Here is a 25,226-nt window from a genome sequence, read left to right as displayed (position 1 = left end):
GCTCACCTCCTCTGGAAGTCCGACGACATGAACAGCAGCACCAGCGCCTGCTGGCGGCTTTCGGCCTGAGCCACCGCCTGCATCACCTCGGCTGACACGCGGGATTGCAGCACGGTCTCGATGATGAATTGCGGATCGACCTGGCCGCTGATGCGCTCGGCGAAGACGTTGGCAACGTCGATGCGGCCGCCGAGGCCGTCGATCCAGCTCGGCTCGTCATCGGCATATCCCTTCGGCGACGACGGACGCCACAGCGGCTCCCCGAGCAGCCGCTGCCCTTGAGTGAAGCGCAAACCGTCGACGTCCGTGATCCCTGCGGCGCGCACCATCGCCACGCCCCATTCGGACGGCCGCCTCAGCTTGGACGGCGGCAAAGTCCAGGCCGCGGCCGACGTGACCATCGCCTTGGCCGTTTCCTTGAGATCACCAGCGGTGTCTCGAAACACCCGGGCCAGCTCATCCACCAGTTCCTGAGGCGGCTGATCGGCGATGAAATGACGCGCCAGCTTGTCCGCCACATGGCTCGCCGTGGCGGGATGGGCGGCGAGATCCCGCAGCACGGCGCGCCCCTGCTCCACGCCTTCATCCGCATAGCTCTTCCCCATCACCGTCTGTGCGCCCGGCTCGTGCAGGCGCGGATTGAAGATGAACTCGCCGCCGCGCTCGGGATCGGCCGCCGGCGCGCGCAGGGTCCAGCCGGTCAGGATGTTGGCGAAGGCGATGACGTCGTACTGGCCGTAGCCGCTGCGGACGCCGAGCGTGTGCAGCTCGAGAATCTCGCGCGCGAGATTCTCGTTGAGGCCAAGGCTGCGGTTCAGGCCCGCAATCGAGCCCGCGCCCATCGACACCGTGTTGTCGAGATAGAACAGCATCGCGGGATGGCTCTCGACCGCAAGCAGCAGGTCGGTGAAGCGGCCGAGCGCGTATGGACGGATTGCCTCGCGCTCATAGGCGCCCGACATGCTCTGGATCTTGTCGGCCGAGATGCAGAAATGGTTGGACCAGAACCAGACCAGACGCTCGGCGAAGCCGATCTCCGCCGTCAGTGCCGCCTCCGTTCGGACCCTGGCCTCGTCGAGATAGAACTGGCGGCCCGGATCGGGGATCGCCTCCGCCGCGGCCTTGGCGTCAGCATCGGCCTCGGCCGATCCCGAGCTCGCGGCCATGGGCGCCATCGCCGCTGCGGCAGCCTGCTGCTTCTGCGCCTCCTCGCGCGCCTTCCGGGCGGCCACCGTCTTGGCCTGCCGCCTGGCATTGGCCTCGTTGACGATACGGAACGCCTTTGCGGCATCCGGAAGCGCGGCCGCCGCCGCCAGGCTCACGGTGTGGCGATCGAGGTCGGCCAGCAGCGCGCCCCTGGGGTCCGACGCGATCGCGACGATCGAACCGGGCCGCGGTCCCATGCCGAACCGGTTCAGCGCGATCACCGCATCAGCCTTGCCTGAGCTCACCATGATCGCGCCCTTTCACGACGATCAGTAACGCTACAAACCGTAGCATTTCGGGCCGCAGGGTTCAAGCCGAGATTGGGTTCGCCGAATTTGATCCCCGCGCTTCCGGCGGCTGCAGGCGTCGTGACGCCGTGGCCGCCGGCCGTTGCGCGATCAGAACGAGGGCCCGAGCGCGATGCGGCCGATGCTGCCGTTTCTGGCCAGACCGATGCGCCACTCGGCCATGCCGTTGACGAAATGAACCATGTAGATGTCGTTATCCAGAGCCGACACGCCGCGGAAGCTGATGGCCCTGATGTCGCCCAGCCTGGCCAGGATGGCCTGATTCATCGACAATTGCTGGCGCGTATAGGCTGCGACCTCCGCGGTCATCTGCGAATAGTCCGGCTCGCCGCGCACGATGGCGTCGATGTAGTTGCGCAGCTTCGTCTCGGTGTCCGGCATCGGCGCCGAGCGCCGTTCGCCGAAGCGGTCTGCCGCGCTGCCCGCCGACGTGGCTTCGACCGTGTGAAAGCGCGTGCGCCGCCCCGGCAGGATGATCTCCAGGCAGCGGCCCGACGCATCCGTGATCACCCAGGGGGTGCCGATCTCGGTCGTGAACGACGACGACAGATCATCGCCGATCGGCGCATGCGCGATCCGCCGGCCGTGCTCATCCAGCCGGTGGAGCTGAACCTCCTGCCGGCTCGAATTGTAGACCGTGAGCCGGATCGGCGTCGCATCGGGACGTGGCCGCAAGGACGCTTCGCTGGCGCAGTCGAGCACCTCGCCAGGCGCCTGGTTGCCGTCGGGTCGGAAGGTGACGTCGTCAGCCTTGCCGTCCGGCGTCATGAGCAGACGGAATTCCGCGGTGCCATTGGCAAACTTCACGCCATAGATGTCGTAGCCACCGGATCCGACGCCGCGAAAGAAGATCGACTCCACCTCACCGAGCGTCTTGAAGCTCGCCTGCAGCCACGTCGCATGCTGACGGATGTTGGCGGCAAGCGACGGGCTCATCAGCGCGTAGTTCGGCGTTCCCCGTCGCAGTTCGGAAATCCCGCGCAGCACCAGCTCACGGCTGCCGGGGGTCGGAACCTGCTCGCGGAAGCGCTCTGGCACTTCGGCGATGCGCCGCGCGAAATTCTCCTCGATCACCTTGGCGCGCGCCTCGTCGACCCGCCGCGCCGTCCGCGCGCCGAGCAGCGGATCCTGCAGCAGCAGGCGGCCGACCTTGCCGTTCTTGTCGCGCAGGAACAGCAACAGATCATCGCTCCTGCTGGAGAAGGAATCCGGGCACTCAGCCGCGACGCTGAAGCTGCCGCGTCCCGTCTCCGACAATTGCAAGCCGTCCGCGGCGACGCTCACCTTGAGCACGCGGCTCGCATTGATCTCGTACCAGCCCGCATAGTCGTCTCCGGGCGCGGTCCCTGACCGGCCTTCGCAGGCGGAAAATTCGGTGATACGCGCGGCCGTCAGATCGCGATCGAGCTGATGCAGCACCAGTTCTCTGGGCGGACGCTCGTCCATCATGAAACTGAGCAGGCCGGCATTGTCGGGGTAGGCGTAATGGCCGGGTTCGGCCGAGGCAAGCCGCAGCCGGCGCTGACCGGTCAGCTGCCCGTAGAGCGCATCTCCCTGCCGCGAGATGGCAAACACGCCACGCGCCCCTGCCGCGTAGAAGGCGATATGCTCGGCCCGCTTTCCCGGGTTGCCGAGATCGCCAGGACCAGCTACCGCCTTGGCGGAGGCCATCTCCGTCCGCGTGGTGACCGCCAGCCCCGAGAGTATCGCGAGCGGCATCACGAGCGCGGCCAGCGCGACACGGCGGCCCGGCCCCATCCTCGGCAGCACGCTTGCCTCCGTCAGAATACGCTCGATCCGCGCCCGCACCGTTGATGGCCGGGCCATCTCCAGCGCCGCCAGACGACCCCGCGGCGCCTGCACGATGTCGAGCAGGATCTCGGCATAGCAAACCCGGTCGTCCAGCGCGGAGATGGCATGAGCATCGCTGATCATCTCGGCGAGCTCGGCCAGCCGGCGGTGATGCCACCAGGCGAACGGGCTGAACCAGAACAGCGCACGATTGACGGCCGCCAGGATCAGCATGTGGAAGTCGTGGTTTGCGATGTGCGATGCCTCATGGGCCAGCACGGCAGCCTGCTTCCGCGCATCCCAGGAGCGCCATTGCGGTGGCACCAGCACCGTCGATCCGAAGGTGACGGGGCTCGCGATCGCCTCGCTCAGGCGCAGCTTCAGCGTGCCGTCGAGCGGCTCGGCCCGGCGCGCCAGCCGCCAGGTCAGCGCGAGCCCGATCGCGAGGCGCAGCAGCATCAGGCCTGCGACGGCGAGATAGACGAGCATCGCGGCGGCTGCCAGGCTGACCAACGGCTCCGCCGCAACCGGCGTCGGGCGCGCGAAGGCCCCGTCGTCGGAGACGGGCGCCGGCGTTGCGACCGCAGGCGCGGCGTCGTCCGGCAGCCAGCCGGGCGCCGCGGCCGGCGCCGTGACGGGATGGACGGTGATCGTGACGCTGGTCCAATGCATCGCGAGCGGCATGGCCAGCGAAGCGATCAGCACGACCAGCCACGCCGTCATCTGCAGCTGCGGATGACGCACGCGGCACAGCCAGAGGCCAAGCCCGACGACACCTCCCAGCAGGACCGTGCGTAGCGCCGCTTCCGCCAGAACAGCGAGCATCATTTCCCCCCGCCTGTTGACCTTCCTGTTGGCTTGCCCGACGACTTGTCCTTCTTGGCCTTGGCAATCTGGTCGGCGAGCGCCTGCAACTGGCGCTGGTCGAGCATCGCAGTGTCGACCATGCCCACCAGCACCTCCTCGACCGAGCCGTTGCAGAACCAGTCGACGATGCGCTGCACGGCCTTGGCGGCAACGCGCGCGCGGGGCTCTGCAGCCGTATAGACGTAGGTACGGCCGTCGACCGTATGGGTCACATAGGTCTTCTCTTCCAGCCGGCGCAGCACCGTGCGCACGGTCGATTCCTTGAGCTTGCGCGACAGCTTCTCGCGAACGGTTTCGGCCGTGACAGGACCGTGCTCCCAGACCAGTTGCATGACCTCGCGTTCGAGGTCGCCGAGTTCGGGGAGGCCCGCGTCCATGAATCCGTCCTTGCAATTGAGCTCTGTAGCGCTACAGATTGTCGCTCAATCACAGGTTTCCGGCAACAGCTTTCCGCGGCTGGCCGACGCCGCGACGCAAAAAGAGGGCCGTTTCGGCCCTCTTCGTTCCATTGGCGCCTTCAGTTGCGGGCGCGGCTACTTCGCGCCCTTCACCTCTTTGGCGTAGACGTCCGGCTTGAAACCGACCACGCGCTTGGTCCCGAGATCGAGCACCGGGCGCTTGATCATCGACGGCTGCGCCAGCATCAGCGCGATGGCCTTGCTTTCGGTGAGACCTTCCTTGTCGGCATCGGGCAATTTCTTGAACGTGGTGCCGGCGCGATTGAGCAGCAACTCCCAGCCGAGCTCGTCGCTCCAGGTCTTGAGCATCGCCTTGTCGATCCCGGCGGTCTTGTAGTCGTGGAAGTCGTAAGCCACGCCATGATCATCGAGCCAGGTGCGCGCCTTCTTCATCGTGTCGCAGTTCTTGATTCCGTAGATCGTGATGCTCATGCCACGCGTCCTCAAACAATCGTGTCCGATCGCGACGGATGTCCCATGTTGCGACAATCGGCCCCGCATTTTGCAATGCGATTCACCCGCTTTTGATGCGGATGAGGCCTTCCGTTCCAACGTCGGAATTCATGCCGACCTTTGCCACGAAACTGTCGGCTGGGCATTACATTTTCTTCGCATCCCCGGCGTATCTGGCGCGCGAACAGGAGACCGTGAATGGGCAAGATCATGATCCGTTGTCCGCAGACCGGCCGCAGCATCGAGACAGGGATGGAAATGGATGCCGAGCGCTTTCAGCGCATGCCCGTGTTCTTCTCGCGCGCCTACTGCCCGCACTGCAGCATCTACCATGAATGGTTTGCCGCCCATGCCTGGGTCGAGGACTCCCGCGACCGCGAACGTATCGCGCTCGCCTGACCCCGCGCGGAATAACGTATGCCATATGCATCACGCCGGCGACGGACACGACATCAGGATAACAGAGCGGCGATATCCTCCTCGGTGAGCGCCTTGCCGATATTGCCCTCGCGATCGAACAGAGAATCGGCGAGCGCCTGCTTGCGCTGCTTCAACTCGCCGATCTTCTCCTCGATGGTGCCTGCGGTCACCAGCCGATAGACGAAGACCTTCTTGTCCTGCCCGATGCGGTGGGCCCGGTCGATCGCCTGCGCCTCGACGGCGGGATTCCACCAGGGATCATAGATGATGACGGTGTCGGCCGCGGTCAGGTTCAGACCGACGCCACCGGCCTTCAGGCTGATCAGGAACACCGGGCTGTTGCCGTTCTGGAACGCCTCGATCGCGCGCTTGCGATCGCGGGTGTCGCCTGTGAGCAGCTCGTAGTCGATGTCCGCCGCCTCGAAACGCGCCTCGATCAAGGCGAGCATCGAGGTGAACTGCGAGAAGATGATGATCTTGCGCCCCTCGCTGAGCAACTCCTCGACCATCTCCATGAGACGGTCGAGCTTGGCCGAGGGCCGCTCGACCTTGTCATCGAGCTTCAGGAGTTGCGGGTCGCAGCAGACCTGGCGCAGCCGCAGCAGCGCCTCGAGCACGATGATGTGGCTGCGGGCGAGGCCGCGCTCATCGAGCGCCTTGCGGACCTTTTTCGCCATCGCTGCCCGGATCGAGTCGTAGAGGTCGCGCTGCTTGCCGTCGATCGCGACGGTCTCGACGATGTCGATCTTCGCTGGCAGCTCGGAGGCGACCTCCTCCTTGGTCCGCCGCAGCAGGAACGGCTTGACGCGGCGCGTCAGCGCCGCCGCCCGCATCTGGTTTCCCTCCTTCTCGATCGGCGTGCGCCAGTTGCGCGTGAACGCGGTCTTGTCGCCGAGATAGCCCGGGTTGACGAAGCTCATGATCGACCAGAGTTCGCCGAGATGGTTCTCCATCGGCGTTCCCGTCAGGCAGAAGCGATGGCTGGCCTTGATCGCGCTGAGCCAGCGCGTGGTCGCCGCATTGGGATTCTTGATCGTCTGCGCCTCGTCGAGAATGGCCATGTGCCAGTCCCGCGCGAGGATGAGCTCGTGGTCGCGCGCGATCAGCGGATAGGTCGTCAGCACGACGTCGTACTCGGGGATCTGCTCGACCGTCTGCTTGCGGGCCGCGCCGTGGAAGACCAGGACCTTCAGATCGGGAACGAACTTGGCGGCCTCGTTGAACCAGTTGGTCATCAGGCTGGTCGGCGCAACGATGAGCACCGGAGCCGTCAGCGCGCCGCGCGCCTTTTCGAGCGCGAGCAGCGCCAGCACCTGAACGGTCTTGCCTAACCCCATGTCATCGGCCAGAACGCCGCCGAGATTGGCCTGTCGCAACAGATCGAGCCAGGCGACACCCTGCTGTTGATAGGGTCGCAGCCTGGCGGTGAAGCCCGCAGGCAGCGTCAGTTCGTCCTGCCGATGCTGCCGCACCAGGTCGGCCAGCCGGCGCAGATCATCGTGCCCCTTGAGCGCGAAAGCGCTCGCATCATGTGCCAGCAACGGCAGCATCTGGGCACGCGACAGCTTGATCTTGCCCGAGGCATCGATGCCGCCGCCGCTGAGCCGCATCGTCTGCAGCGCCAGCAGGACCGGAAGGAAGCGGCCGGCGGCGAGCGCCAGATGCCGACCGTCTGGCAGCGGCACATACATGTGCTTGGTCTCGGCGCCCGCCGCCGCCAATGCGTCGACGATGTCTTCACTCGCGAGCAGCCGCACCAGAAGCTCGGCAAGGTCATGCTGCTGACCGTCGACGTCGATCTTGAAGCCGAATTCGAACCAGTCGATTCCGCTTCCTTCGATCTCCATGTCGACGAGGCCGGACGACTCCGCAAGCCGATAGGGAAAGTCATCATCGATGCGGATGTCGAAGCCCTGCTCCCGCAATGCATCGAGATCGAGATGCACGAATTGCAGCCACCGGCCTTCGTCCTCGAAGGTCAGGTCCTCCGCGTGACTGCCATGGTTGTAGGGCTGCACGCGTCGCAGCGGAACCAGGCCGAGTTCGGTCAGCCGCTTGGCTGCCTTGCGCTCGTCGGCCGTGGACCGCTTGATGCGAACGATGCGTCCCTCATGGAACGCCTCCACCCCGGCCCCCTTGCCGGAGGCGTCGATCTCGATCTGACCATAGCGGAAACCGGGCCGGACCACGCAGAGCGGAAGCTTGCTGATATGGTGCCCGCGAAAACCGTAGCTGGGATAGGGTCCGCGCATCAGGCGCAGAACGGGCACAGGCTTGGCCTCGACCTGGACCACCTCGGTCGGTCGCGCCGGCAGAAGGGCCGGATCGAGCGCCGGCAGCCGCTGGGTGAGATGGCGGGAGACCTCGCCGACGAGCGCCGACGGCACCACCGGCGCGCTCAACAACAGGTGCGCCGTGCTCGCCGCGATCCCGGTATCGACCTCGCCGATGATGCCGAGCTTCTCGTCGGCATAGACCGGCGGCTCGGCATGGAGCGCGAGCGCCCCGTCCAAGGCAAGCCGTGCGCCGACCCCTTTGAGGCCGACAGGCTGCCATTCGATACGGCCAGCCCGCGTGTCGCCCCAGCGCAACAAAGGTCCCGTCATATCGTGCCAGTAGGCCCGTCCGGTCTTGATCAAGCGCTTCATCAGGGCGGCCGAGCCGATCCGGAACGCCCACCCTTTGTCGATGTAGGCTCCTTGACTGAGGCGCGACAGAATCTCGATGTCGCTATCGCGATAGAAGGCTGGCGCCCGGTCCGCGCCGCTCCGCACATTGTCGACCCGGGAGACCTGGTCGGAGAAGCTGTCGTCCTTGCGCAGCCGCACCGACCATATCAGGACGATTGGGTAAGGCGCCTCCCCCGGCTCCGCATGGGCGCGCACGCCATAGACCAGCCTTTGCCTGACCTCGGGCGGATAGGCATCGCCGCGGCTGATCTTTCCGATCTTATCCAGCCAGGAGACGATCTTCGGCGGCAGCACCAGCGCGCGTGGCTTGGCCTGCGCGGCCGCCTTGGTCGACCTGATGTCGTCCACCTCGGCGTCAGAGAACCGCTCGATCGCCTCGATCAGCACCGCCGCGACGTGCTTGCAACCGTGCCCCATCGGACAAGAGCATCTGCTGGCGACAGCGACGCGGCCGTTCTTGTCGGACTTCAGCGCGATCTCGACATCATAGGGCCAGGACTGGGACCCCTGCACTTCAGCCGCGAGCTCGTGGCCGTCCTCGCTGATCTCAAGATCGACAACGCCTCCATCGACTTGCAAATGCTCCGCCTTCTGAAAGGCCGCATGGCTGAAGAAGGGCCTGATGGCGTTGAGCTTCTTGAACGGAAACGACATGCACAGTGACCAACGCACCCCACCTACGCGCGCGGCACCTGTCTACCACGATCAAGCCGCCAGGCGCGCTCCGTCGCCCGTTCTCCTGGGGATATCTCGCGTGACGAGAATGCCCGCGAGAGGGATATCCTTCAGTCGTCCTTTGGATCCCTCTTCAGGGGCTTCGCCGAATCGCCGGGCATCAGGCAGGGATAGAGCTCGGTGAACGCGAGCTCTGTTCCGCCGGCGGCGCAATCGAACCGCAGCACGACGTCGAAGCGCTTGCCGGACCAATGGGTCGGCAACTCGCCGGCATTGCTGACCGGCAGACGCGGCAGGATGTCGGAGATGATCGCCTTGTGCTCCCACGCCACCAGCACCGTGCCGGACTGCGCCAGGAGCGCATCGACCAGCGCGGCTTCCTGCCCCTTGGCGAAAGACGTGTTCGGCTTGTCCAGTCCGACGCGTGCGGCCAGTTCCAGCACCGTCTCATACGGCCGGCGGCTCGGATCGGACCCGTCCTTGGTGCTATCGGGATCGGCCGCATAAACCGCCTGCGGCGTCGGATAGGTGGCGCCGCCCAATCCGCTGCCGAACAGCGCTGTCCACGCCCCTGCCCGCTCCCAGCCGAAGATCACGAGCGATTTCGAATCCGGCGTGCCCTTGTGGGTCAGCCCCGGTCCGGTCGCATCACCATCGGGCTTCTCGGCATGACGGATGATCAGAAGCGTGAGCGCATTCATCGCAGTCTCCTGCATGCTGTCCGGACAAATCCGGCTTTGCGTTTCCGCAGGCCTCATCGATCGTAGCCCGGACCTGGACTGCGCCTGTATGAACTCCCTCACACCCTGCGATGACAGCCTTCAGCCGTGAGCATGGCGGCTGGGCGTTCCGCTCGCGGCCGGCATCAGCGGCTGACCGATCCAGGCGCGGTTGAGCAGCCGCGTGAGCGGCGGGCATTCGTGGCCGCCGATGCGTGCCATGGCCTCCTGATAGGGACCGACGGTACGCAGCCGGCCTGGCAACACCGCATAAGCGCGCGGCAGCCAGATGCGGGCCCGCGCCGCAGCGCGGCGCTCGCGCTCGCCGTAAGGCAGCCCGAAGCCCGACCGCAGCCGCTCCGGCAGCATCTCGGCCGTGAGCGCGGTGAACCAGCGCGGCGGCCCGATCCAGGTTGCCTCACCAGAGAAAATACGTCGCGCGATGTCGCGCGCAGCCGTGCCGACGGTCAGCGTCTCCGACTCCATCATCGTGGCGGTGTAGGCCTTGAACGACGTCCAATCCTGCGGCAGCGCCTCGTGCGGAATCCCGAACAGACGCGCAAAACGCATCGCCTCGCGCCAATATTGCTCGCGCTCAGCCGCGCTGAGCGGCGGACAGAGCAGGCCGTAGGACATCATCGCGGTCTCGACCAGCGTGGCATGGACCCAGCGCAGCGCCTCGACGTCGTTGGCGCGAAAGCGCGAGCCGGCCGCGAACGGTCCCACCGTCTCGGGCATCATGCCGTCGACGGCGGCATGGCGCCGGTAAAGCCGGCGCGCGACCGCAACGGCTTGCCCGCGGGTACCGAACACCATCGTGTAGACGATGCCGAAGGTGCGGTGGAAGCGGCCGAGCGGATCGGCGAACACCTTCGACTGCTCGGCGATGCCGGCTGCGACCCAGGGATGGGCGAGTTGCAGCAGCAGCGCGCGGCCGGCGCCGAGAAACAACGCGGCCTCGCGATGCACCCGCCACATCACGCTGTCAGGACCGAGCACGCCGTCGCCCGCCACGGCAGGCGCCGACAGGACCTCCTCCAGACGCTGCTCGAAATCGGCCTCGCTGACGATCACGGCCGCTTCGGGATCTCCAGCCCACGCTGCACCGCCGGCCGCGCCAGGCCGCGCTCGAGCCAGCCCGGCACCTGCTTCAGCGCATCGAACTCAACCAGCTCGCGGGCGCCGTAGAAGCCGATCAGGTTGCGCACCCAGCCGAGCGTCGCGATATCGGCGATGGTGTAGTCGCCATCCATGATCCATTGCCGGCCATCGAGCCTGGTGTCGAGCACGCCGAGCAAGCGCTTGCTCTCGGCGACATAGCGCTGCAACGGCCGCTTGTCCTCATACTCACGGCCGGCGAATTTGTGGAAGAAGCCGAGCTGGCCGAACATCGGGCCGATGCCGCCCATCTGGAAGTGCAGCCATTGCAGGGTCTGCCAGCGCCGCGCCGGATCGGCAGGAAGGAATTGTCCGGTCTTCTCGGCGAGGTAGTGCAGGATCGCTCCGGACTCGAACAGGCCGAGCGGCTTGCCGCCGGGGCCATTGGGATCGATGATCGCGGGGATCTTGCCGTTCGGATTGAGCGAGAGAAATTCCGGCGTCTTCTGGTCGTCCTTGCCGAAATCGATCGCGTGCGGCTCGTAGGCGAGCCCGGTCTCCTCCAGCATGATCGACACCTTCACGCCGTTCGGCGTCGGCAGCGAATACAGCTGGATCCGGTCGGGATGCTGCGCCGGCCAGCGCGTGGTGATCGGGAAGCTGGAAAGATCGGTCATGATGGGCTTGCTCGCGCTTTGCGTTAAGGCCTCAATCTAGGGCCGCGCGCCGCCGTCGCAAGATGGGATTCGGAACCGGTCGCGGGCGGCGGTCTTATGGTGCTGCAATGTGCAGAAGGCCAGCATGGCGAGTGCAACCTACCAGCTGATCATGCAGGCGATGATCGCGCGCCGTCAGGTCTTGTGCATGTATGGCGGTTTCGCCCGCGCGATCTGTCCGATCATCCTCGGCCACAGCGCCGGCCGCGAGCGCGTGCTGGCGTTCCAGTTCGCCGGCGGCGCGAGCCGCGGCCTGCCGCCGGGCGGCCAATGGAAGTGCTTCGATGTCGCTGGCATGAGCGAGGTGGAATTGCGCGACGGGCGCTGGCACTCCGGCCAGACCCATCTCCGACCGCAATATTGCGTCGCCGAGGTCGATCTCGATGTGAATCCGGACAGCCCTTACAGCCCCAAGCGCGCCCCAGGTCATTTCAGCGGCCAGCCCGCGCGAAAACGTTGATCTTATTGCGGCTCGCGCAGGCGCACGCGCAACAGCGCCGGCAGCTTGGATGTGGCTTCATGCAGGGCGAGCTTGGCGACCGCCCGTTTCATCAGCGACGAGGCGCCCTGCTTCGCGAACACCTTGATGCCGCGATAGCTGAAATCGACCACCACCTCATGATGGCGCATGCCCTTGCCGCCCTTGACCAGGCCAAGGTCGCGCACCAGGCAATAATGCCCGTCGCTCATGCGTGCCAATCGGGTGTTCTCGAACATGTCCCGAAGCAATGCACCGAGTCGAGATTCCGTCAAGATTGACAGGAACGACTCATGAACTCAGCACGTCGGCAACCGGCCGGCGAGGCGCATAGGGCAGCGCGGGGCCATAGCCGAAGCGCAGCACGAGATCCGGTCGCCGCGCGGTCCCGATCAGGCGCGAGAGTTCGGGACGCAAGGCGGCCACTTCGACCGGCTGATTGATGAAAGCGAGCTTGAGCTCGAGCCGCGTCGCTTCGAGTGCAAAGCGCTGACACGCCTGCCCGACCTTGATCCAGTGCGCGGGATCGGCCTGCTCGGCGGTGAACACGGCAATGCCTGCCGAGGACGTGATCTGACGAGCATATTTGTCGTTCTCCGCTGATGCATCGAACAGGCGATCGAACGCGAAGCCGCCGAGAGCGGTCGGCAGCGAGGGATTGCCGCTTGCGGCAGCGAACAAGCCGTCGCCCATCGCCATGGCACTGCGCGGATTGAAGCGGATCCAGCCCTTCAGCTCGCGCATGAATGCGGCATCGCGCATCTGCACATCGTTGCCGGCGATGACGAGATCGCGGACAGCAGCCACTTTCGCGGGATCGGTGATGATCGCGAGATCGACACCAGGCATCGCGGCCGCCGCGCGCAGGGCGGCGAGATCGCTGGTCGGCACGGGACGTCCGTCATAGTCGGCGCGCGTCGATTGCCTGCGGGTGATCGCACCCAACAGCGGGTCGTCACGCAGCGGAGCCTTCGTGAACCCGTACTGCACCGTCTGCCCATCGATGGCCACCTCGCCCGGACGGCCACTCGCAGCGGCGGCGACCGCGAGATTGGTCGCGGCGCAGCCGAGGCTGACGAACAGATGATGGTCGTCCGGATCGACGGCCGGCGTGCGGCGCGACAGATCGGGCCGGATCTCGATCACATCACCCGTCACGCCGAAGCGCCAGGGCTGGGTGTTGTGGCTGTTGGGCGCGAGCGTCGCATAGCGGATGACATCAAGGATATCCTGCGACAGCGGCGCGCGCAGTCGCGCGCTGTACGCCTCGTAGTCCTGCATCGTCCCCGTGGTCGCGCGCCATGATGCAACGCCGAGCGAGGCCGCGGCGATCGCGCCTCCGGCTCCTAACAACATCGTCCGTCGGTTCATGGCAAAGACGCCCGTCTCAATCTGACCATGGATGAGGATAGGCGTGCATCACATCAGCAGATTGTTGCAGATCAAAGCGGTTGCGACCGACGCAGAAAGTTCGCGGCGACTTCGCTACACGCTGTTGACAGCCCCATCAAACGAGCGTATGTCCCGCGGCCTCGCGAGCAACTACGCCCGCGATGAACATGAGCACGACGATGTCTTTCGGCACCGAATACATGATTTGCACGTCCAACGGCTTTGCGCCGGTGGATGGCGCACGCCACGCTCGGGGGAGCGGTCTTGCTTGAGGCAAGATCAATAGTCCGCATCACACGGACCCTCCCGAGCCAGCCGCTCCGGAGGGTTTTTTGTTGCCCTCACGCCAGCGGCCTGCACGGCGAAACCAATGGAAGTCCCGGCTGTCGGCCGGAACGGGAGACCCGGATCCCGGGGCTCGCGCAGGTGATGCGCGCGGCCCAAGTGCGCGGGGCCTGTCGGAGGGAACGAAGGCGCGTGCGCCGGACACCGATGACAGAGCGGGCTCCATGGAGCTCGCACCATGCGGCGCCGTGCAGCGCCGCAGACAAAGCCATTTGAATTCCCGGCCGTTCGCGGCCGGGAGATGCTGGTGGTGAAGATCGCGGATCCTTCGCGCCAAACGCGGCGATGAGCCGCCTTCGATCGATCGTACCGTGGAATCCGTCAAGCGAGATGGGTGAGACGCGGGTTGCGGCGAGGCGTTACGCCAAGCTTGCGTTTCGATCGTCGTATTCCCGTGATCGCCTGTTCCCCAGCATCAAGCATCGTCGCCCGGCTCAAGCCGGGCGGCCAAGCGGTGGTGAAGATGCCTGTTACTTCGTTGAACCCGAGCGCCCGACAAGGGCAGCAACAGCATCGCTTATTCCCCGCCGAACCAATCCACGAGCCGTGGTGAAGACGACTGTTACTTCGCCTTCCACGCGAGAGGTCGCGGGTTCGAATCCCGCCCGGCGTTCTGCCGGTAGCTCAGAGGTAGAGCGCTTTTCCGGTCCACCTTTCTGGACCGGATCTCAGCCGTCGCCTGTTCCCGGCTCGTGGTCCGTCATGTCCTGATCGCCTCGCATGAGGCGGTCAACCCTTGCCACGCGCCGTGGTGAAGAGTGCTGATACTTCGATTGCTAATCGAGAGGTCGTGGGTTCGACTCCCACCCGGCGTTCCATGCGCCGGTAGCTCAGCGGCAGAGCACTAGCCGCTCCATATCAGTGGAGCGGACCTCAGCATTCGCCCGTTCCCGGCGCGCGGTCCCATCGCGCGTGATCTCAACCGACATCATGCGCGTCGGCCGGCGCCCCGGCCAACCCATCCATCATCAACCAGCAAGAGGAGGCCACCATGGTCAGGCTCAACAAGTTCCTGCGCGCCTTCACCCATGAGGGTGCGCCATCCCGACAGCTCGCGCCCGAGCAGGCGCTGCAGCGCACGCTGATGAGCTGCCTGCTGTGGGAGAACCAGTTCTACGAGGACGGGGTCGCGATCGCCGACCGCATCAAGGCGCTGGTGCCCCAGGTCGAGCCGCGCAGCGTGGCTCAGCTCGCAGTCCGTGCGCGCGAGGAGATGAAGCTGCGGCATGCGCCGCTGCTCGTCGCGCGCGAGATGGCGCGGCTGCCACAGCACCGTGCGCTGGTCGCCGACACGCTGGCGCGCATCATCCAGCGGCCGGACGAGATGACCGAGCTGCTGGCGATTTACTGGGCGGACTCTCTCGGTCCGCAGCAGCAGCGCAAGCGGCAGCCGGTGTCGGCGCAGGTCAAGAAGGGTCTGGCGAAGGCGTTCGAGAAGTTCGACGCCTATCAGCTCGCGAAGTATGACCGCGAGGGCCCGGTGCGGCTGCGCGACGTCCTGTTCCTGGTGCACGCCAGGCCGAAGGACGCCGCCCAGGAGGCGGTGTGGAAGCAGCTCGTCCAGGGCGAGCTGCCCTCGCCCGACACCTGGGAGGTCGCGCTGTCGGCGGGTGCGGACAAACGTGCGAGCTTCGAGCGGCTGCTCGGTGAGAACAGGCTCGGAGCGCTGGCGCTGCTGCGCAACCTGCGCCTGATGCGACAGGCCGGAGTGCCGCGCGCGACGATCGCGGAGGCGATCGCGACGATGCGGACGGACCGTGTCCTGCCGTATCGGTTCATCACGGCGGCCCGGCACGCGCCCAACTTCGAGCCCGAGCTCGAGGGCGCGATGCTGCGATCGATCAAGGGGTACGCGCGGCTTCCGGGCCGCACGCGGCTCCTGATCGACGTGTCCGGCTCGATGTTCGCAAGGCTGTCCGCGCAGTCGGAGATGACGCGCGCGGAAGCCGCATGCGGGCTGGCGATCCTCGCCCGTGAGGTCTGCGACGCGGTGGAGATCTTCACGTTCAGCAACGCTGTCGTGAAGGTGCCGCCGCGCCGGGGCTTCGCGCTGCGCGATGCGATCATCAACTCGCAGCCGCATGCCGGGACCTATCTCGGCCGTGCGGTCGAGGAGGTCGACCGGGCGGGAGACCGCCTGATCGTCTTCACCGACGAGCAGAGCCACGATGCGGTGCCGCAGCCGCGGGCGCGCGGGACGATGGTCAACGTGGCGTCGTATCAGCACGGGGTCGGCTATGGGCCCTGGACGCGGGTCGACGGCTTCTCCGAGGCCGTGATCGCCTGGATCGCGGCGCAGGAGAAGACTCCGCGAGGGTCCACCCTGCACTGACGACAATGGGCCCGGACGCGTCACAGACGCGCCCGGGTCTGCCTGCATATGTTCGCCTGCATCTCGAGTGGATCACATCAAGCGGATTGGTTTAACTGACGCCATGTTTCTCTCCATCGCCACCACCCACCAGCCCGCCACCGATCTCGGCTTCCTGCTCAACAAGCATCCGGACAGGCTGCATGAGCTCGAGCTCACCTATGGCAAGGCGCTGATCGTCTATCCGGAGGCCAGCGAGAGCCGCTGCGAGGCGGCGCTGGTGCTCGACGTCGATCCGATCGGCCTCGTGCGCGGCAAGGGCCAGAGCGACGGGCTGCTCGATCAATACGTCAACGACCGGCCCTATGCCGCGTCCTCGTTCCTGTCGGTCGCGCTCAACAAGGCGTTCCGGACCGCGATGAACGGCGTCAGCAGCAGCCGCCAGGAGCTCGCCGACAGCGCCATTCCGCTGGAAGCCGTCGTGACGCCCCTGCCCCTGCGCGGCGGCGAAGCCGTGCTGCGGCAGCTGTTCGAGCCGCTCGGCTGGGAGGTCGAGGTCGCGGCCGTGGCGGGACCGCAGGGCGATCCGACCAGCCGCTACGTGCGGCTCACGCTGCGCGGCACCGCCAGGCTCAGCGCGCTGTTGAACCATCTCTACGTGCTGATCCCCGTCATGGACGACGCCAAGCACTATTGGGTCGGCGACGAGGAGATCGACAAGCTGCTCAAGCGCGGCGAAGGCTGGCTCGACGCCCATCCCGCCAAGGAGCTGATCGTGCGCCGCTACCTGCGCCATCGCGGCGTGCTGGCCCGGGCGGCGCTGGCCCGGCTCGCGCCGGAGACGCAGGACGAGGCGCTCGATCCCGATGCGCGCAGCGAGACCGAGGAGACGCTGGAGACGCCGATCCGCCTCAACGATCTGCGCCTGTCCGCGGTCGTCGAGGCACTGCGCGCCAGCGGCGCCAGGACCATCGCCGATCTCGGCTGCGGCGAAGGCAAGCTGCTGCAGCTTCTCGTCCGCGAGCGTTTCGCCGAACGCCTGATCGGCCTCGATCCTGCCGCCCGCGAGCTGGAGCGCGCAGCCAAGCGGCTGAAGCTCGGCGCGCTCGGCGGTCCGCCCGAGGGCCGCGTCACGCTGCTCCACGGCTCGCTCACCTATCGCGATGCGCGCTGGGCCGAGGCCGATGCCGCCGCGCTGGTCGAGGTGATCGAGCATCTCGATCCGGACCGGCTGCCGCTGGTCGAGCGCGTCGTGTTCGGCGCGGCTCATCCGCGCGCGGTCATCGTGACCACGCCGAACGCCGACTACAACGCCTTGTTTCCGAGCCTGCCCGCCGGCCAGTTCCGCCATCGCGACCACCGCTTCGAATGGACGCGCGCTGAATTTGCCGGCTGGGCGACGCATATCTGTACCGCCTTCAACTATCAGGTCGCCGTCTCCGGCATCGGCCATCACGACGAAACCCTGGGCGCGCCGACCCAGATGGCCGTCTTCACCCGCTGAGCACATTCATGAACATCGAAATCCCCGACTTCGCGCTGGTCGTGCTGATCGGCTCGACCGGCTCCGGCAAGTCGACCTTCGCCGCCAAGCATTTCCTGCCCACCGAAGTGATCTCCTCGGATCATTGCCGCGCCCTGGTCGCCGACGACGAGACCGACCAGAGCGTCTCCGCGGACGCCTTCGACATCGTGCGCGAGATCGCCGGCCGAAGGCTGAAGCATCGCCGGCTCGCGGTGGTCGACGCCACCAATGTGCGCACAGCCGACCGCAAGGGCTGGATCGAGCTCGCGCGCAAATGGCACGCGCTGCCGGTCGCGATCGTGTTCGATCCCGGCATCGACATCTGTATCGAACGAAACAGGTCGCGCCCCGAGCGCGCCTTCGGCGGCCCGGTCGTGCAGCGCATGGTCTCGGAAATCCGCCGCGGCCTCGGCGGCCTGCAGCGCGAAGGCTTCCGCCAGGTGTGGAAGCTCGACAGCGTTGAGCGCATCGAGGCGGCGACCGTCGCGCGGCAGCCGCTGTGGACCGACAAGCGCCACGATGCCGGCCCGTTCGACATCATCGGCGACGTCCATGGCTGCGCCGGCGAGTTGCAGGCGCTGCTGGCGAAGCTCGGCTACCAGGTCACATGGCACGACGAGGAGGGCCGCCGCGCCGTCACCGTGACGCCGCCCGCGGGGCGCAAGCTGGTGTTCGTCGGCGACCTCGTCGACCGCGGCCCGCAATCGCCGGACGTGCTGCGCATCGTCATGCACATGGTCGCGGCCGGCAGCGCCTATGCCGTGCAGGGCAACCACGACCGCAAGTTCGGGCGTTGGCTGGCGGGCCGCAAGGTCACCATCGCGCATGGCCTGCAGGCCACGATCGATCAGCTTGCGAGCGAGGATCGCGGCTTTTGCGACGCCCTGCCCGGCTTTCTCGACGGCCTGCGCAGCCATGTCTGGCTCGACGGCGGCCGGCTCGCGGTCGCCCATGCCGGGCTGAAGGAGGAGATGATCGGCCGCGGCTCAGGCGCGGTGCGCGAGTTCGCGCTGTATGGCGAGACCACCGGCGAGATCGACGAGTTCGGCCTGCCCGTGCGCGCCGACTGGGCCGCCAATTATCGCGGGCCGACCGCCGTCGTCCATGGCCACACGCCGGTGCTCAACGCCGAATGGATCAACAACACGCTGTGCCTCGACACCGGCTGCGTATTCGGCGGCCGCTTGACCGCGCTGCGCTGGCCCGAGCGCGAGCTCGTCGAGGTCGAGGCCGAGCGCGTCTGGTGCGAGCCGGTCCGTCCGCTCACCGCCCGCGCGGGCACTGTTTCGGCGCAGGCCGAGGCAGACCAGTTGCTCGACATCGCTGACGTCAGCGGCCGGCGCTGGATCGACACCACGCTGAAGGGGCGCGTCGTCGTGGCCGAGGAGAACGCGGCGGCGGCGCTGGAGGTGATGAGTCGCTTTGCGCTCGCGCCGCAATGGCTGGTCTATCTGCCGCCGACCATGTCGCCGTCGGAGACCAGCGCCCGCGAGGGCTGGCTGGAGCGTCCCGAGGAGGCGTTCGCGCATTTCCGCGCGCGCAATGTCGCCGAGGTGGTGTGCGAGGAGAAGCACATGGGCTCGCGCGCGGTCATCGCACTGTGCAGCAGTGCCGATGTCGCCAAGGCCCGCTTCGGCATCGCCGGCGACGAGAGCGGCGCGATCTGGACCCGCACCGGCCGCGCCTTCTTCAACGATCCCACCATGACCGAAGCGCTGCTGGCGCGGCTGCGCGGCGCTGTCGAGCGCGCCGGGCTGTGGCAGGAGCTGCAGTCCGACTGGCTGCTGCTCGACGCCGAGATCATGCCGTGGTCGGCCAAGGCCGGCAGCCTGATCGAGAGCCAGTATGCGCCGGTCGCAGCGTCATCGGTCGTGGGCCTGGACGCGGCAGCGGATGCACTGGCGCGCGCCGCGGCCCGGGGGCTCGACGTCGCGGCGCTCGGCGATCATGTCCGGGAGCGCGTCACGCGCGCGCGGCGCTATGGCCAGGCCTGGGCCCCCTATGTCTGGCCGGTCAGCAGCATCGATGATCTCGAGGTCGCGCCGTTTCACCTGCTCGCCAGCGAGGGCCGGGTCTGGTTCGATCACGACCACGTCTGGCACATGACGCTGGCCGACCGGCTGGCAGCAGCCGACCCGGTCATCGCGCGCACGCAATGGCGCACGGTGACGCTGGCGGATGACACGGCGGTCAATGACGCGATCGGCTGGTGGGAGCAGCTCACGGCGGGCGGCGGCGAAGGCATGGTGGTGAAGCCCAAAGGCTTCGTTGCGCGCGGGCCGAAGGGCCTGATCCAGCCGGCGCTGAAGGTGCGCGGGAGCGAATATCTGCGCATCATCTACGGCCCGGAATACGATGCGCCGGAGCATCTCGCGCGGCTGCGGCCGCGCAAGCTCGAGGGCAAGCGGAAGCTCGCCTTGAGCGAATTCGCGCTCGGCCACGAGGCGCTGACCCGCTTCGTCGCCCGCGAGCCGCTGCGCCGCGTGCACGAATGCGTCTTTGCCGTGCTGGCCTTGGAGAGCGAGCCGATTGATCCGCGGCTGTGAGCGGCCAAGCGCCGCAGCAGGCAAGCCGCCGAGCTCAGCCGAGCGCTGTGCGTGCCTGCATCAGCGCGAAACCCAGCAGGTTGAGGCCGAGCCAGGCGGCGGGATCGCGCGCCTGCGGATCGTCGGCGGTCGCGTAGGTCAGACCGTCGAGCGTGAACGCCGCGGGCCACCACTGGCTGAGCACGTGCTTGCCAACGTCATTGGCCTTGGCGGTGTGGCCCCAGAACAGCAGAAGCTCCGGCCTACGGCCGGAGGCGATGACTCGGATCAGGGTTTCGACATCTTCGATGGGCATGGCGCATGGTCCCGCGGAGCCGTGCGGATATGCCAGATCCTGGCTGATCTATAAACTTTATACCGGCAGCCGCGCCGGGGGCGCCGTCTCACATGACACGTTCAACGCGTGCTGACACGCCGTGCGCCAGCCTGCTTCAGGATGTCTTCCACGTCCGCCACGTCATGCACCAAGCGCCTCGGACGTGATGCCTCGGACCTCATGCCCAGACCAGCCCGACATGCCGTGTTCTCGACGGAGGCATGGTCGCGGGAGGTATCCAGATGGTGCGGCGCGGGCGGCTGTGCCCCGTCCAGGCCTCCGGTGACGCGAGCCGGCGGCGGCTTGGAAGTTCCCGACTTGACGAAACAGTCACAAACCAGCCAAAGATTGCGCCAAAATGTCGCGGCGGAGGTGGTCCATGCGATATCTCGACGGCGCAGTGATGTTCTTCAGCCTCTGGCTGCTGGCGTCCATGCTTCTCGACGCCCTGACGCCGCCGGAGCTGACCTTTTACATGATTGGCCCCGCCCTCGCCCCGGCGGTCCTGGTCGCAGGCTTTTTGTACTGGCTGCGCATCCCTCCGCTCGATTTCGCCGTCGTGTTCGGGACGCTCTGGATGGTCTCCGAAATGGTCCTGGAGATGATCTCGCCGAAACCGCTGTCGCCCTTGATGGCGGCGGCCGCCGCCGCGCCGCTGCTGCTCGCCGGAATCTTCGTGAACGTCCGGCAATGGCGGCAGTCGGCCAGGCGCGTCCGCCCGGCCGGCTCCGCCCCGGTCAACGGCCTGCCGAGCTCATCCGCCCCGATTGCGAGCCGGCGTCCGCTCTGACCTCGGCCTCCCCACTGCCCCGGCATTCTCCACAGCGATGATTCGTCGCGCCGGTCGCTGAGCCCTTCGCCAGGCGCTGCATCATCTGCGCAGCAGGCGCCACCCGATGACCACTCCGCTGACCGAAACGATGCCGCCGAGCAGCGACAGCGTGATCACCAGGACGTCCCAGAGCGGGCGGTAGGCGAGCAGTAGCCCGAAATCGAAACTGTGCAGCGCATTGAAGAGCCAGCGATAGATCCGCCGGCGGTCGTCGATGCGCCCGAGCACCTCGCCGGTGACGGGGCTGATGTGAAACCAGGTCCCGGCCACATCGTCGAACTGCGCGCGAAGCACCGGCAGCTCGCGAGGCTGATGATGGGCGTACCAGTAGGAATCGTACTGCGTGTACAGCTGCATCGTCGCAAGGCGATCGCCCGGCATGAGCGTCGCAGCAACGGCCTGCAGGCGTTCGGTCGTGAGCCGGACGACGTCGCCCGTGGCCGGATCGCGTAGCGTCTGCAAGCCGTCGCGCGAAGCCACGATCATCAGCGGAACACCCTGGAGCCACACGAAGCGCGCTTCGACAGCGTCGCGCGGCAGCACGGCCGGCAACCGGGCCGCCACATCAGGTGCGTCATGGCCGGCGTAACGCTGCAGGGTCTCGCGCGCGGTGCCGCGATTGGCGAAGGCGTCACCCGGATTGAGCGACAGCCAGCCCGAGAACATCCAGGTCAACACCAGGGATCCGGCGACGAGTCCCGTGAGATGATGCCACGCCATCCAGCCGCGATACGGCGTGATCCGCCCGCTCGCATAGCGGCGCCTCAGCCGCACGCGGAGGAGACCGATCCAGATGCCGCTGATGCCGACGATGAGGCAGATGCCGGAGATCCAGAGTACGACGCTGCGCCACAACGCTCCGTCCTGGCGCAGCACCGTCGGATAGATCCAATGCGGGATGGCGCCGAGCCAATTCCACACGCGCTCCGCGCGGCTGGCATCCAGCAAGATCTCGCCGGAGCGCGCGGACACATAGAGCTCGGTCCCGGCGGCGTCACCGAGCCCAACCAGGTAGAACGGCCGCAACGGATCGTAGCGCGCCGTCACGCTCCACTGGTCGCGATGAACCATCCCTGCGACCACGGGGGCGCGGCTCGCCGGATGCGATCTCGCCACGGCAAGCGCCTGTTGTTCGGAGATCTGCTCCACCGTTCGGCCGTCGACGGCGGATAGCGTGCGCCGGACGCCATCCCAGCCGGTCAGCCGATACACCGGCGCGTCGCCGAGCATCGACAGACGGAGATCGCGTGGGTAGGAGGTCGACCCAGCACTCCGCAAGGCCTCGTCGGGCGACAGCGCGACCAGGCTCCAATCCAGCTCGGGCAGCGCCGCAAGCCGTTCTCTCTCGGAAAGATTGGGAAAGGCGACATACATCATCACCACGCCCGACGCGAACCACATCGCGAACAGCAGACAGGTGGCGATGCCGATCCAACGGTGGCTGAGATACAGCCACCGCCGCGCCGTCCGAACGAACCGGCGGCGCATGGTCAGAACGTCACGTTCACGGCGAGTTGGACCGTCCGCGGCTGACCAAGCAGCCACTGCGTCGTCCCGCCCGACGTCGCATAGATCTCATCGAACAGATTATAGACGCGGAACGACACCGTGGTATTTGGATCAGGCTTCCATTGGACGCCGGCATTGACGACGGTGTAGGCCGGCCGCACCAGCGTGTTGGCATTGTCGGCAAAGGTCCTGCCGACGATCTGGACGCCGGCATTGGCCGACCAGTTCGGCGCGAAGCCCCAGGTCGCCCAGACGTTGGAGACCGTCTGCGGCACGTTGACGGGGACATTGCCGGCATAGTTGACGGCGGCGCCTCCGACCGACTGAACGAAGTCGTCATATTTGGCGCGCAACAGCGCCGTGTTGGCGTCGATCCGCCAGCCATGATCGAGCACGAGACCGATCGACGCCTCGACGCCGCGCGACGATTGCTGGCCGACCTGAACCGTGACGGAGGGATTGGCAGGATCCCGCGCCAGCAAATTGTTCTTGACGATCTCATAGGCGGACAGCGTCCATTCGCCCCGGCCGCCCCACAACGACTGCTTGACGCCGACTTCGATCTGCTTGCCGCTCGACAGCGCGAAGTTGCGGTTCGCCGCCGACAATGTGATCAGATTGCCGACCGGATCGACGGCGACCGCATACTGGGCATAGAAGGCAAGATCCTTGATCGGCGTATAGACGGCGCCGGCGCGCCAGCTGGTGGCGTGATAGGACTTCTCGTAGCTGTTGCCAGGAGTCACATAGTCGGTGCGCGCGATCGTAGGCTCATCCTGCCGGATGCCGCCGATCAGCGCGAACCGGTCCGTCACCGACAGGCGGTTCTCGGCAAACAGGCCGTACTGGTTGGTCGTACTGCCGAAGCCGGGCACGGTGCGATTGGGACTGGAGAACACGCCCGGATCGAAGTCGTACATCGCAACCGACGACGTGCCGCCATAGGGCGAGTTGTTGGTATGGGTGAAGCTGATGTTGTTGACGTCGACCCCGGCCACGAATTCGTTGGCCATGCCCATGATATGGCCGCGGAAGGTCGCATCGAATCGGTCGCCGATCTGCTGCTGGTCGTGGAAGATCTCGATATAGCTGCTGCGGTCGATGCGTCCCGTCGTGGCATTGTAGGCGTAGCTCTCCACATCCTTCCAGTGCCGCCGACTATTCAGATAATAGAGCGTGTTGCGGACGGAAATGCCGTCGGCGACCTGCCATTCCGTCTTGACCTGGTTCCAACTGTCCCGATAGCGGATGCTGCTGTCGCCGATATTGTAGTTCTCGAAACGCAGGGTCTCGAGGATGCGGCCATTGACCAGCGGCGTGCCGAAATAGCGCGAGGGGCTGCGGTCGCCATAGTCGGTCGAGATCGTCCAGGTGACGTCCTCATTCTGCTTGACCTGAACCGCCGCATGCAGCGCGACATTCGAGGTCCGGTCGCGATCGACCCAGCCGTCCGACAGGTTGCCGGTCGCGGTGATGCGGTAGGCCACGTCCTTGCTGACCGGTCCGCCGCTGTCGACGGCGATCCGGCGCGTCATGTTGCTGTCGAGCGAGATCTCCGCCTGGTTGCGCTGAACCCACAGCGGCAGCTTCGAGACGACGTTGACGGCGCCGCCGACCGCCCCCTCGCCATACATTACCGAGGCCGGGCCGCGCAGCACCTCGATGCGCTCGGCCGACCAGGTATCGAAGGGAAAGGTGAGCGTCCCCGAGCCGACGTAGAGACGCGTGCCGTCATAGAGCGTCATCACCGAACCGTTGCCGGTGAAGCCGCGGGTGTTGAAGGACAGCCCGCCATTGCCGGGTGCCGGGCTCGCGGTGAAGCCGACGGCATTCTGGGTCACAGCATCGATGACGTTCTGCTGGCCGCGCTCGGCAAGTGTCTCGGCCGAAATCACGTCGATGCTCGCCGGCGTCTGCAGCCGCGTCAGGCCGAGCCGACTGCCCGTCGAGGTCGCGCCGGTCAGGTTCAGCGTCGGTGCGGCGAAGCCGGGCTTGGCCGGCACCGCGGCCCCGACGTCGGTCTGCGGGGGAGCACGCCCACGGAGCGGCCTGGCGGCGGCGCGCTTCACGTCAGCCGCGGCGGAGCGGCGCGCACGCGGAGATGTGGGCGGGTCGACCACCACAGGATCGAGCGCGTGCTCCGTCCTGGAGTCCTGTGACCAGCCGTCGGGCGGCGATGACAGGCACAGGATGGCAATTGAGGACAGGAGAAGAACGCGTCGCTTCGACGCGACGGAGAGAGCGGAGATCATCAAACAGGCTCGCGACAACGTGGCACGTCACCGCAAGCAAAAGACTTCTCCCGCTTGGCAGCAGGAGAACGGCTTCCACCAGGACACCCCGCCCGATGTGCTCACGTGTGACCACGACTGACGGCAGGTCTCCTGGCTCGCGGGTCACCGCCTGGTCGCCGCCTTCCCGGACCGAGATCCAGTGGCTGATGGCGAAGGCTCACCGCTTACAGTTGCGGGGGCAGCCGCGGCTTCGGATCTCCCCTCACCGCGTTCCCGTTTAATCCTCGAAAGGAACCGTCGGCATCACCGTAGTGGTCGCGCGCAGAGGCTGTCAATG

At 66.7% G+C, this 25,226-nt stretch carries 19 protein-coding genes, 2 tRNA genes and 1 riboswitch; of the genes, 8 read left to right on the top strand and 13 right to left on the bottom strand.

Annotated elements, in window-relative coordinates; genetic code table 11:
* Positions 1-2: 2 nt before the first annotated feature.
* The 4 genes from QQL87_RS01480 to QQL87_RS01465 form a co-directional block, all read right to left on the bottom strand.
* Positions 3-1,454 (bottom strand): DUF1800 domain-containing protein, encoded by a 1,452-nt coding sequence (locus QQL87_RS01480; protein ID WP_284416152.1) that lies wholly within the window; start codon positions 1,452-1,454, stop codon positions 3-5.
* 150 nt (positions 1,455-1,604) lie between these two features.
* Positions 1,605-4,133 (bottom strand): M56 family metallopeptidase, encoded by a 2,529-nt coding sequence (locus QQL87_RS01475; protein ID WP_349817252.1) that lies wholly within the window; start codon positions 4,131-4,133, stop codon positions 1,605-1,607.
* Positions 4,130-4,549, bottom strand: a complete 420-nt coding sequence (locus QQL87_RS01470; RefSeq protein WP_284416153.1) for a BlaI/MecI/CopY family transcriptional regulator — start codon at positions 4,547-4,549, stop codon at positions 4,130-4,132. Before QQL87_RS01470 ends, QQL87_RS01475 begins: the two co-directional genes overlap by 4 nt.
* Before the next feature lie 156 nt (positions 4,550-4,705).
* Complete coding sequence (locus QQL87_RS01465; protein ID WP_284416154.1) at positions 4,706-5,062, bottom strand: ArsC family reductase; 357 nt, start codon at positions 5,060-5,062, stop codon at positions 4,706-4,708.
* A 219-nt stretch (positions 5,063-5,281) separates the two neighbouring features.
* Between QQL87_RS01465 and QQL87_RS01460 the strand changes: the two genes are divergently transcribed.
* The gene (locus QQL87_RS01460; RefSeq protein ID WP_284416155.1) at positions 5,282-5,482 is read left to right on the top strand and encodes a hypothetical protein; all 201 of its coding nucleotides are present in this window, start codon (positions 5,282-5,284) and stop codon (positions 5,480-5,482) included.
* A gap of 53 nt (positions 5,483-5,535) precedes the next feature.
* Here the strand turns inward: QQL87_RS01460 and QQL87_RS01455 are convergent, their stop codons facing one another.
* The 4 genes from QQL87_RS01455 to QQL87_RS01440 all read right to left on the bottom strand — a co-directional run bounded on the left by QQL87_RS01455 (position 5,536) and on the right by QQL87_RS01440 (position 11,362).
* Positions 5,536-8,847, bottom strand: coding sequence for a DEAD/DEAH box helicase (locus QQL87_RS01455; RefSeq protein WP_284416156.1), 3,312 nt, complete (start codon positions 8,845-8,847; stop codon positions 5,536-5,538).
* Between the two features lie 131 nt (positions 8,848-8,978).
* Positions 8,979-9,569, bottom strand: coding sequence for a histidine phosphatase family protein (locus tag QQL87_RS01450; protein ID WP_284416157.1), 591 nt, complete (start codon positions 9,567-9,569; stop codon positions 8,979-8,981).
* A gap of 120 nt (positions 9,570-9,689) precedes the next feature.
* On the bottom strand, positions 9,690-10,661 hold the full coding sequence (locus QQL87_RS01445; RefSeq protein WP_284416158.1) for an oxygenase MpaB family protein: 972 nt from the start codon (positions 10,659-10,661) through the stop codon (positions 9,690-9,692).
* On the bottom strand, positions 10,658-11,362 hold the full coding sequence (locus QQL87_RS01440; RefSeq protein ID WP_284416159.1) for a glutathione S-transferase N-terminal domain-containing protein: 705 nt from the start codon (positions 11,360-11,362) through the stop codon (positions 10,658-10,660). The genes QQL87_RS01445 and QQL87_RS01440 overlap by 4 nt, the downstream gene beginning before the upstream one ends.
* A 124-nt stretch (positions 11,363-11,486) precedes the next feature.
* Between QQL87_RS01440 and QQL87_RS01435 the strand changes: the two genes are divergently transcribed.
* Positions 11,487-11,861, top strand: coding sequence for a hypothetical protein (locus QQL87_RS01435; RefSeq protein WP_284416160.1), 375 nt, complete (start codon positions 11,487-11,489; stop codon positions 11,859-11,861).
* 2 nt (positions 11,862-11,863) lie between these two features.
* Here QQL87_RS01435 and QQL87_RS01430 read toward each other — a convergent pair whose 3' ends face one another.
* Positions 11,864-12,091, bottom strand: coding sequence for a hypothetical protein (locus tag QQL87_RS01430; protein WP_284416161.1), 228 nt, complete (start codon positions 12,089-12,091; stop codon positions 11,864-11,866).
* 79 nt (positions 12,092-12,170) lie between these two features.
* On the bottom strand, positions 12,171-13,250 hold the full coding sequence (locus tag QQL87_RS01425; protein WP_284416162.1) for an Acg family FMN-binding oxidoreductase: 1,080 nt from the start codon (positions 13,248-13,250) through the stop codon (positions 12,171-12,173).
* Between the two features lie 909 nt (positions 13,251-14,159).
* Between QQL87_RS01425 and QQL87_RS01420 the strand changes: the two genes are divergently transcribed.
* The 5 genes from QQL87_RS01420 to QQL87_RS01400 all read left to right on the top strand — a co-directional run bounded on the left by QQL87_RS01420 (position 14,160) and on the right by QQL87_RS01400 (position 19,998).
* Positions 14,160-14,227: transfer RNA gene (locus QQL87_RS01420), tRNA-OTHER, on the top strand.
* Positions 14,228-14,359: 132 nt separating this feature from the next.
* A tRNA-OTHER gene (locus tag QQL87_RS01415) sits at positions 14,360-14,434 on the top strand.
* 173 nt (positions 14,435-14,607) lie between these two features.
* Positions 14,608-15,948 (top strand): TROVE domain-containing protein, encoded by a 1,341-nt coding sequence (locus QQL87_RS01410; RefSeq protein WP_284416163.1) that lies wholly within the window; start codon positions 14,608-14,610, stop codon positions 15,946-15,948.
* Between the two features lie 103 nt (positions 15,949-16,051).
* Positions 16,052-17,431 carry a 3' terminal RNA ribose 2'-O-methyltransferase Hen1 gene (locus QQL87_RS01405; RefSeq protein WP_284416164.1) on the top strand — a complete coding sequence of 460 codons (1,380 nt, stop codon included), beginning with the start codon at positions 16,052-16,054 and terminating at the stop codon, positions 17,429-17,431.
* An 8-nt stretch (positions 17,432-17,439) separates the two neighbouring features.
* A complete protein-coding gene (locus tag QQL87_RS01400; protein ID WP_284416165.1) occupies positions 17,440-19,998 on the top strand; it encodes a polynucleotide kinase-phosphatase in 2,559 nt (852 codons plus the stop codon).
* A 34-nt stretch (positions 19,999-20,032) separates the two neighbouring features.
* Here the strand turns inward: QQL87_RS01400 and QQL87_RS01395 are convergent, their stop codons facing one another.
* Complete coding sequence (locus QQL87_RS01395) at positions 20,033-20,293, bottom strand: NADAR family protein (protein WP_284416166.1); 261 nt, start codon at positions 20,291-20,293, stop codon at positions 20,033-20,035.
* 424 nt (positions 20,294-20,717) lie between these two features.
* On the opposite strand from QQL87_RS01395, the gene QQL87_RS01390 reads away from it, so the two are divergent.
* A complete protein-coding gene (locus QQL87_RS01390; protein WP_284416444.1) occupies positions 20,718-21,104 on the top strand; it encodes a hypothetical protein in 387 nt (128 codons plus the stop codon).
* 81 nt (positions 21,105-21,185) lie between these two features.
* Here the strand turns inward: QQL87_RS01390 and QQL87_RS01385 are convergent, their stop codons facing one another.
* Both QQL87_RS01385 and QQL87_RS01380 read right to left on the bottom strand, forming a co-directional pair.
* Positions 21,186-22,634, bottom strand: a complete 1,449-nt coding sequence (locus QQL87_RS01385) for a PepSY-associated transmembrane domain-containing protein (RefSeq protein ID WP_284416167.1) — start codon at positions 22,632-22,634, stop codon at positions 21,186-21,188.
* A 2-nt stretch (positions 22,635-22,636) separates the two neighbouring features.
* Complete coding sequence (locus tag QQL87_RS01380) at positions 22,637-24,907, bottom strand: TonB-dependent receptor (protein ID WP_284416168.1); 2,271 nt, start codon at positions 24,905-24,907, stop codon at positions 22,637-22,639.
* A 105-nt stretch (positions 24,908-25,012) separates the two neighbouring features.
* Positions 25,013-25,203: riboswitch (cobalamin riboswitch) on the bottom strand.
* Between the last annotated feature and the right edge of the window lie 23 nt (positions 25,204-25,226).

Source organism: Bradyrhizobium sp. SSBR45G (assembly GCF_030159255.1).
GTDB lineage: Bacteria > Pseudomonadota > Alphaproteobacteria > Rhizobiales > Xanthobacteraceae > Bradyrhizobium.
This window is presented reverse-complemented; position numbering and strand designations above follow the sequence as displayed.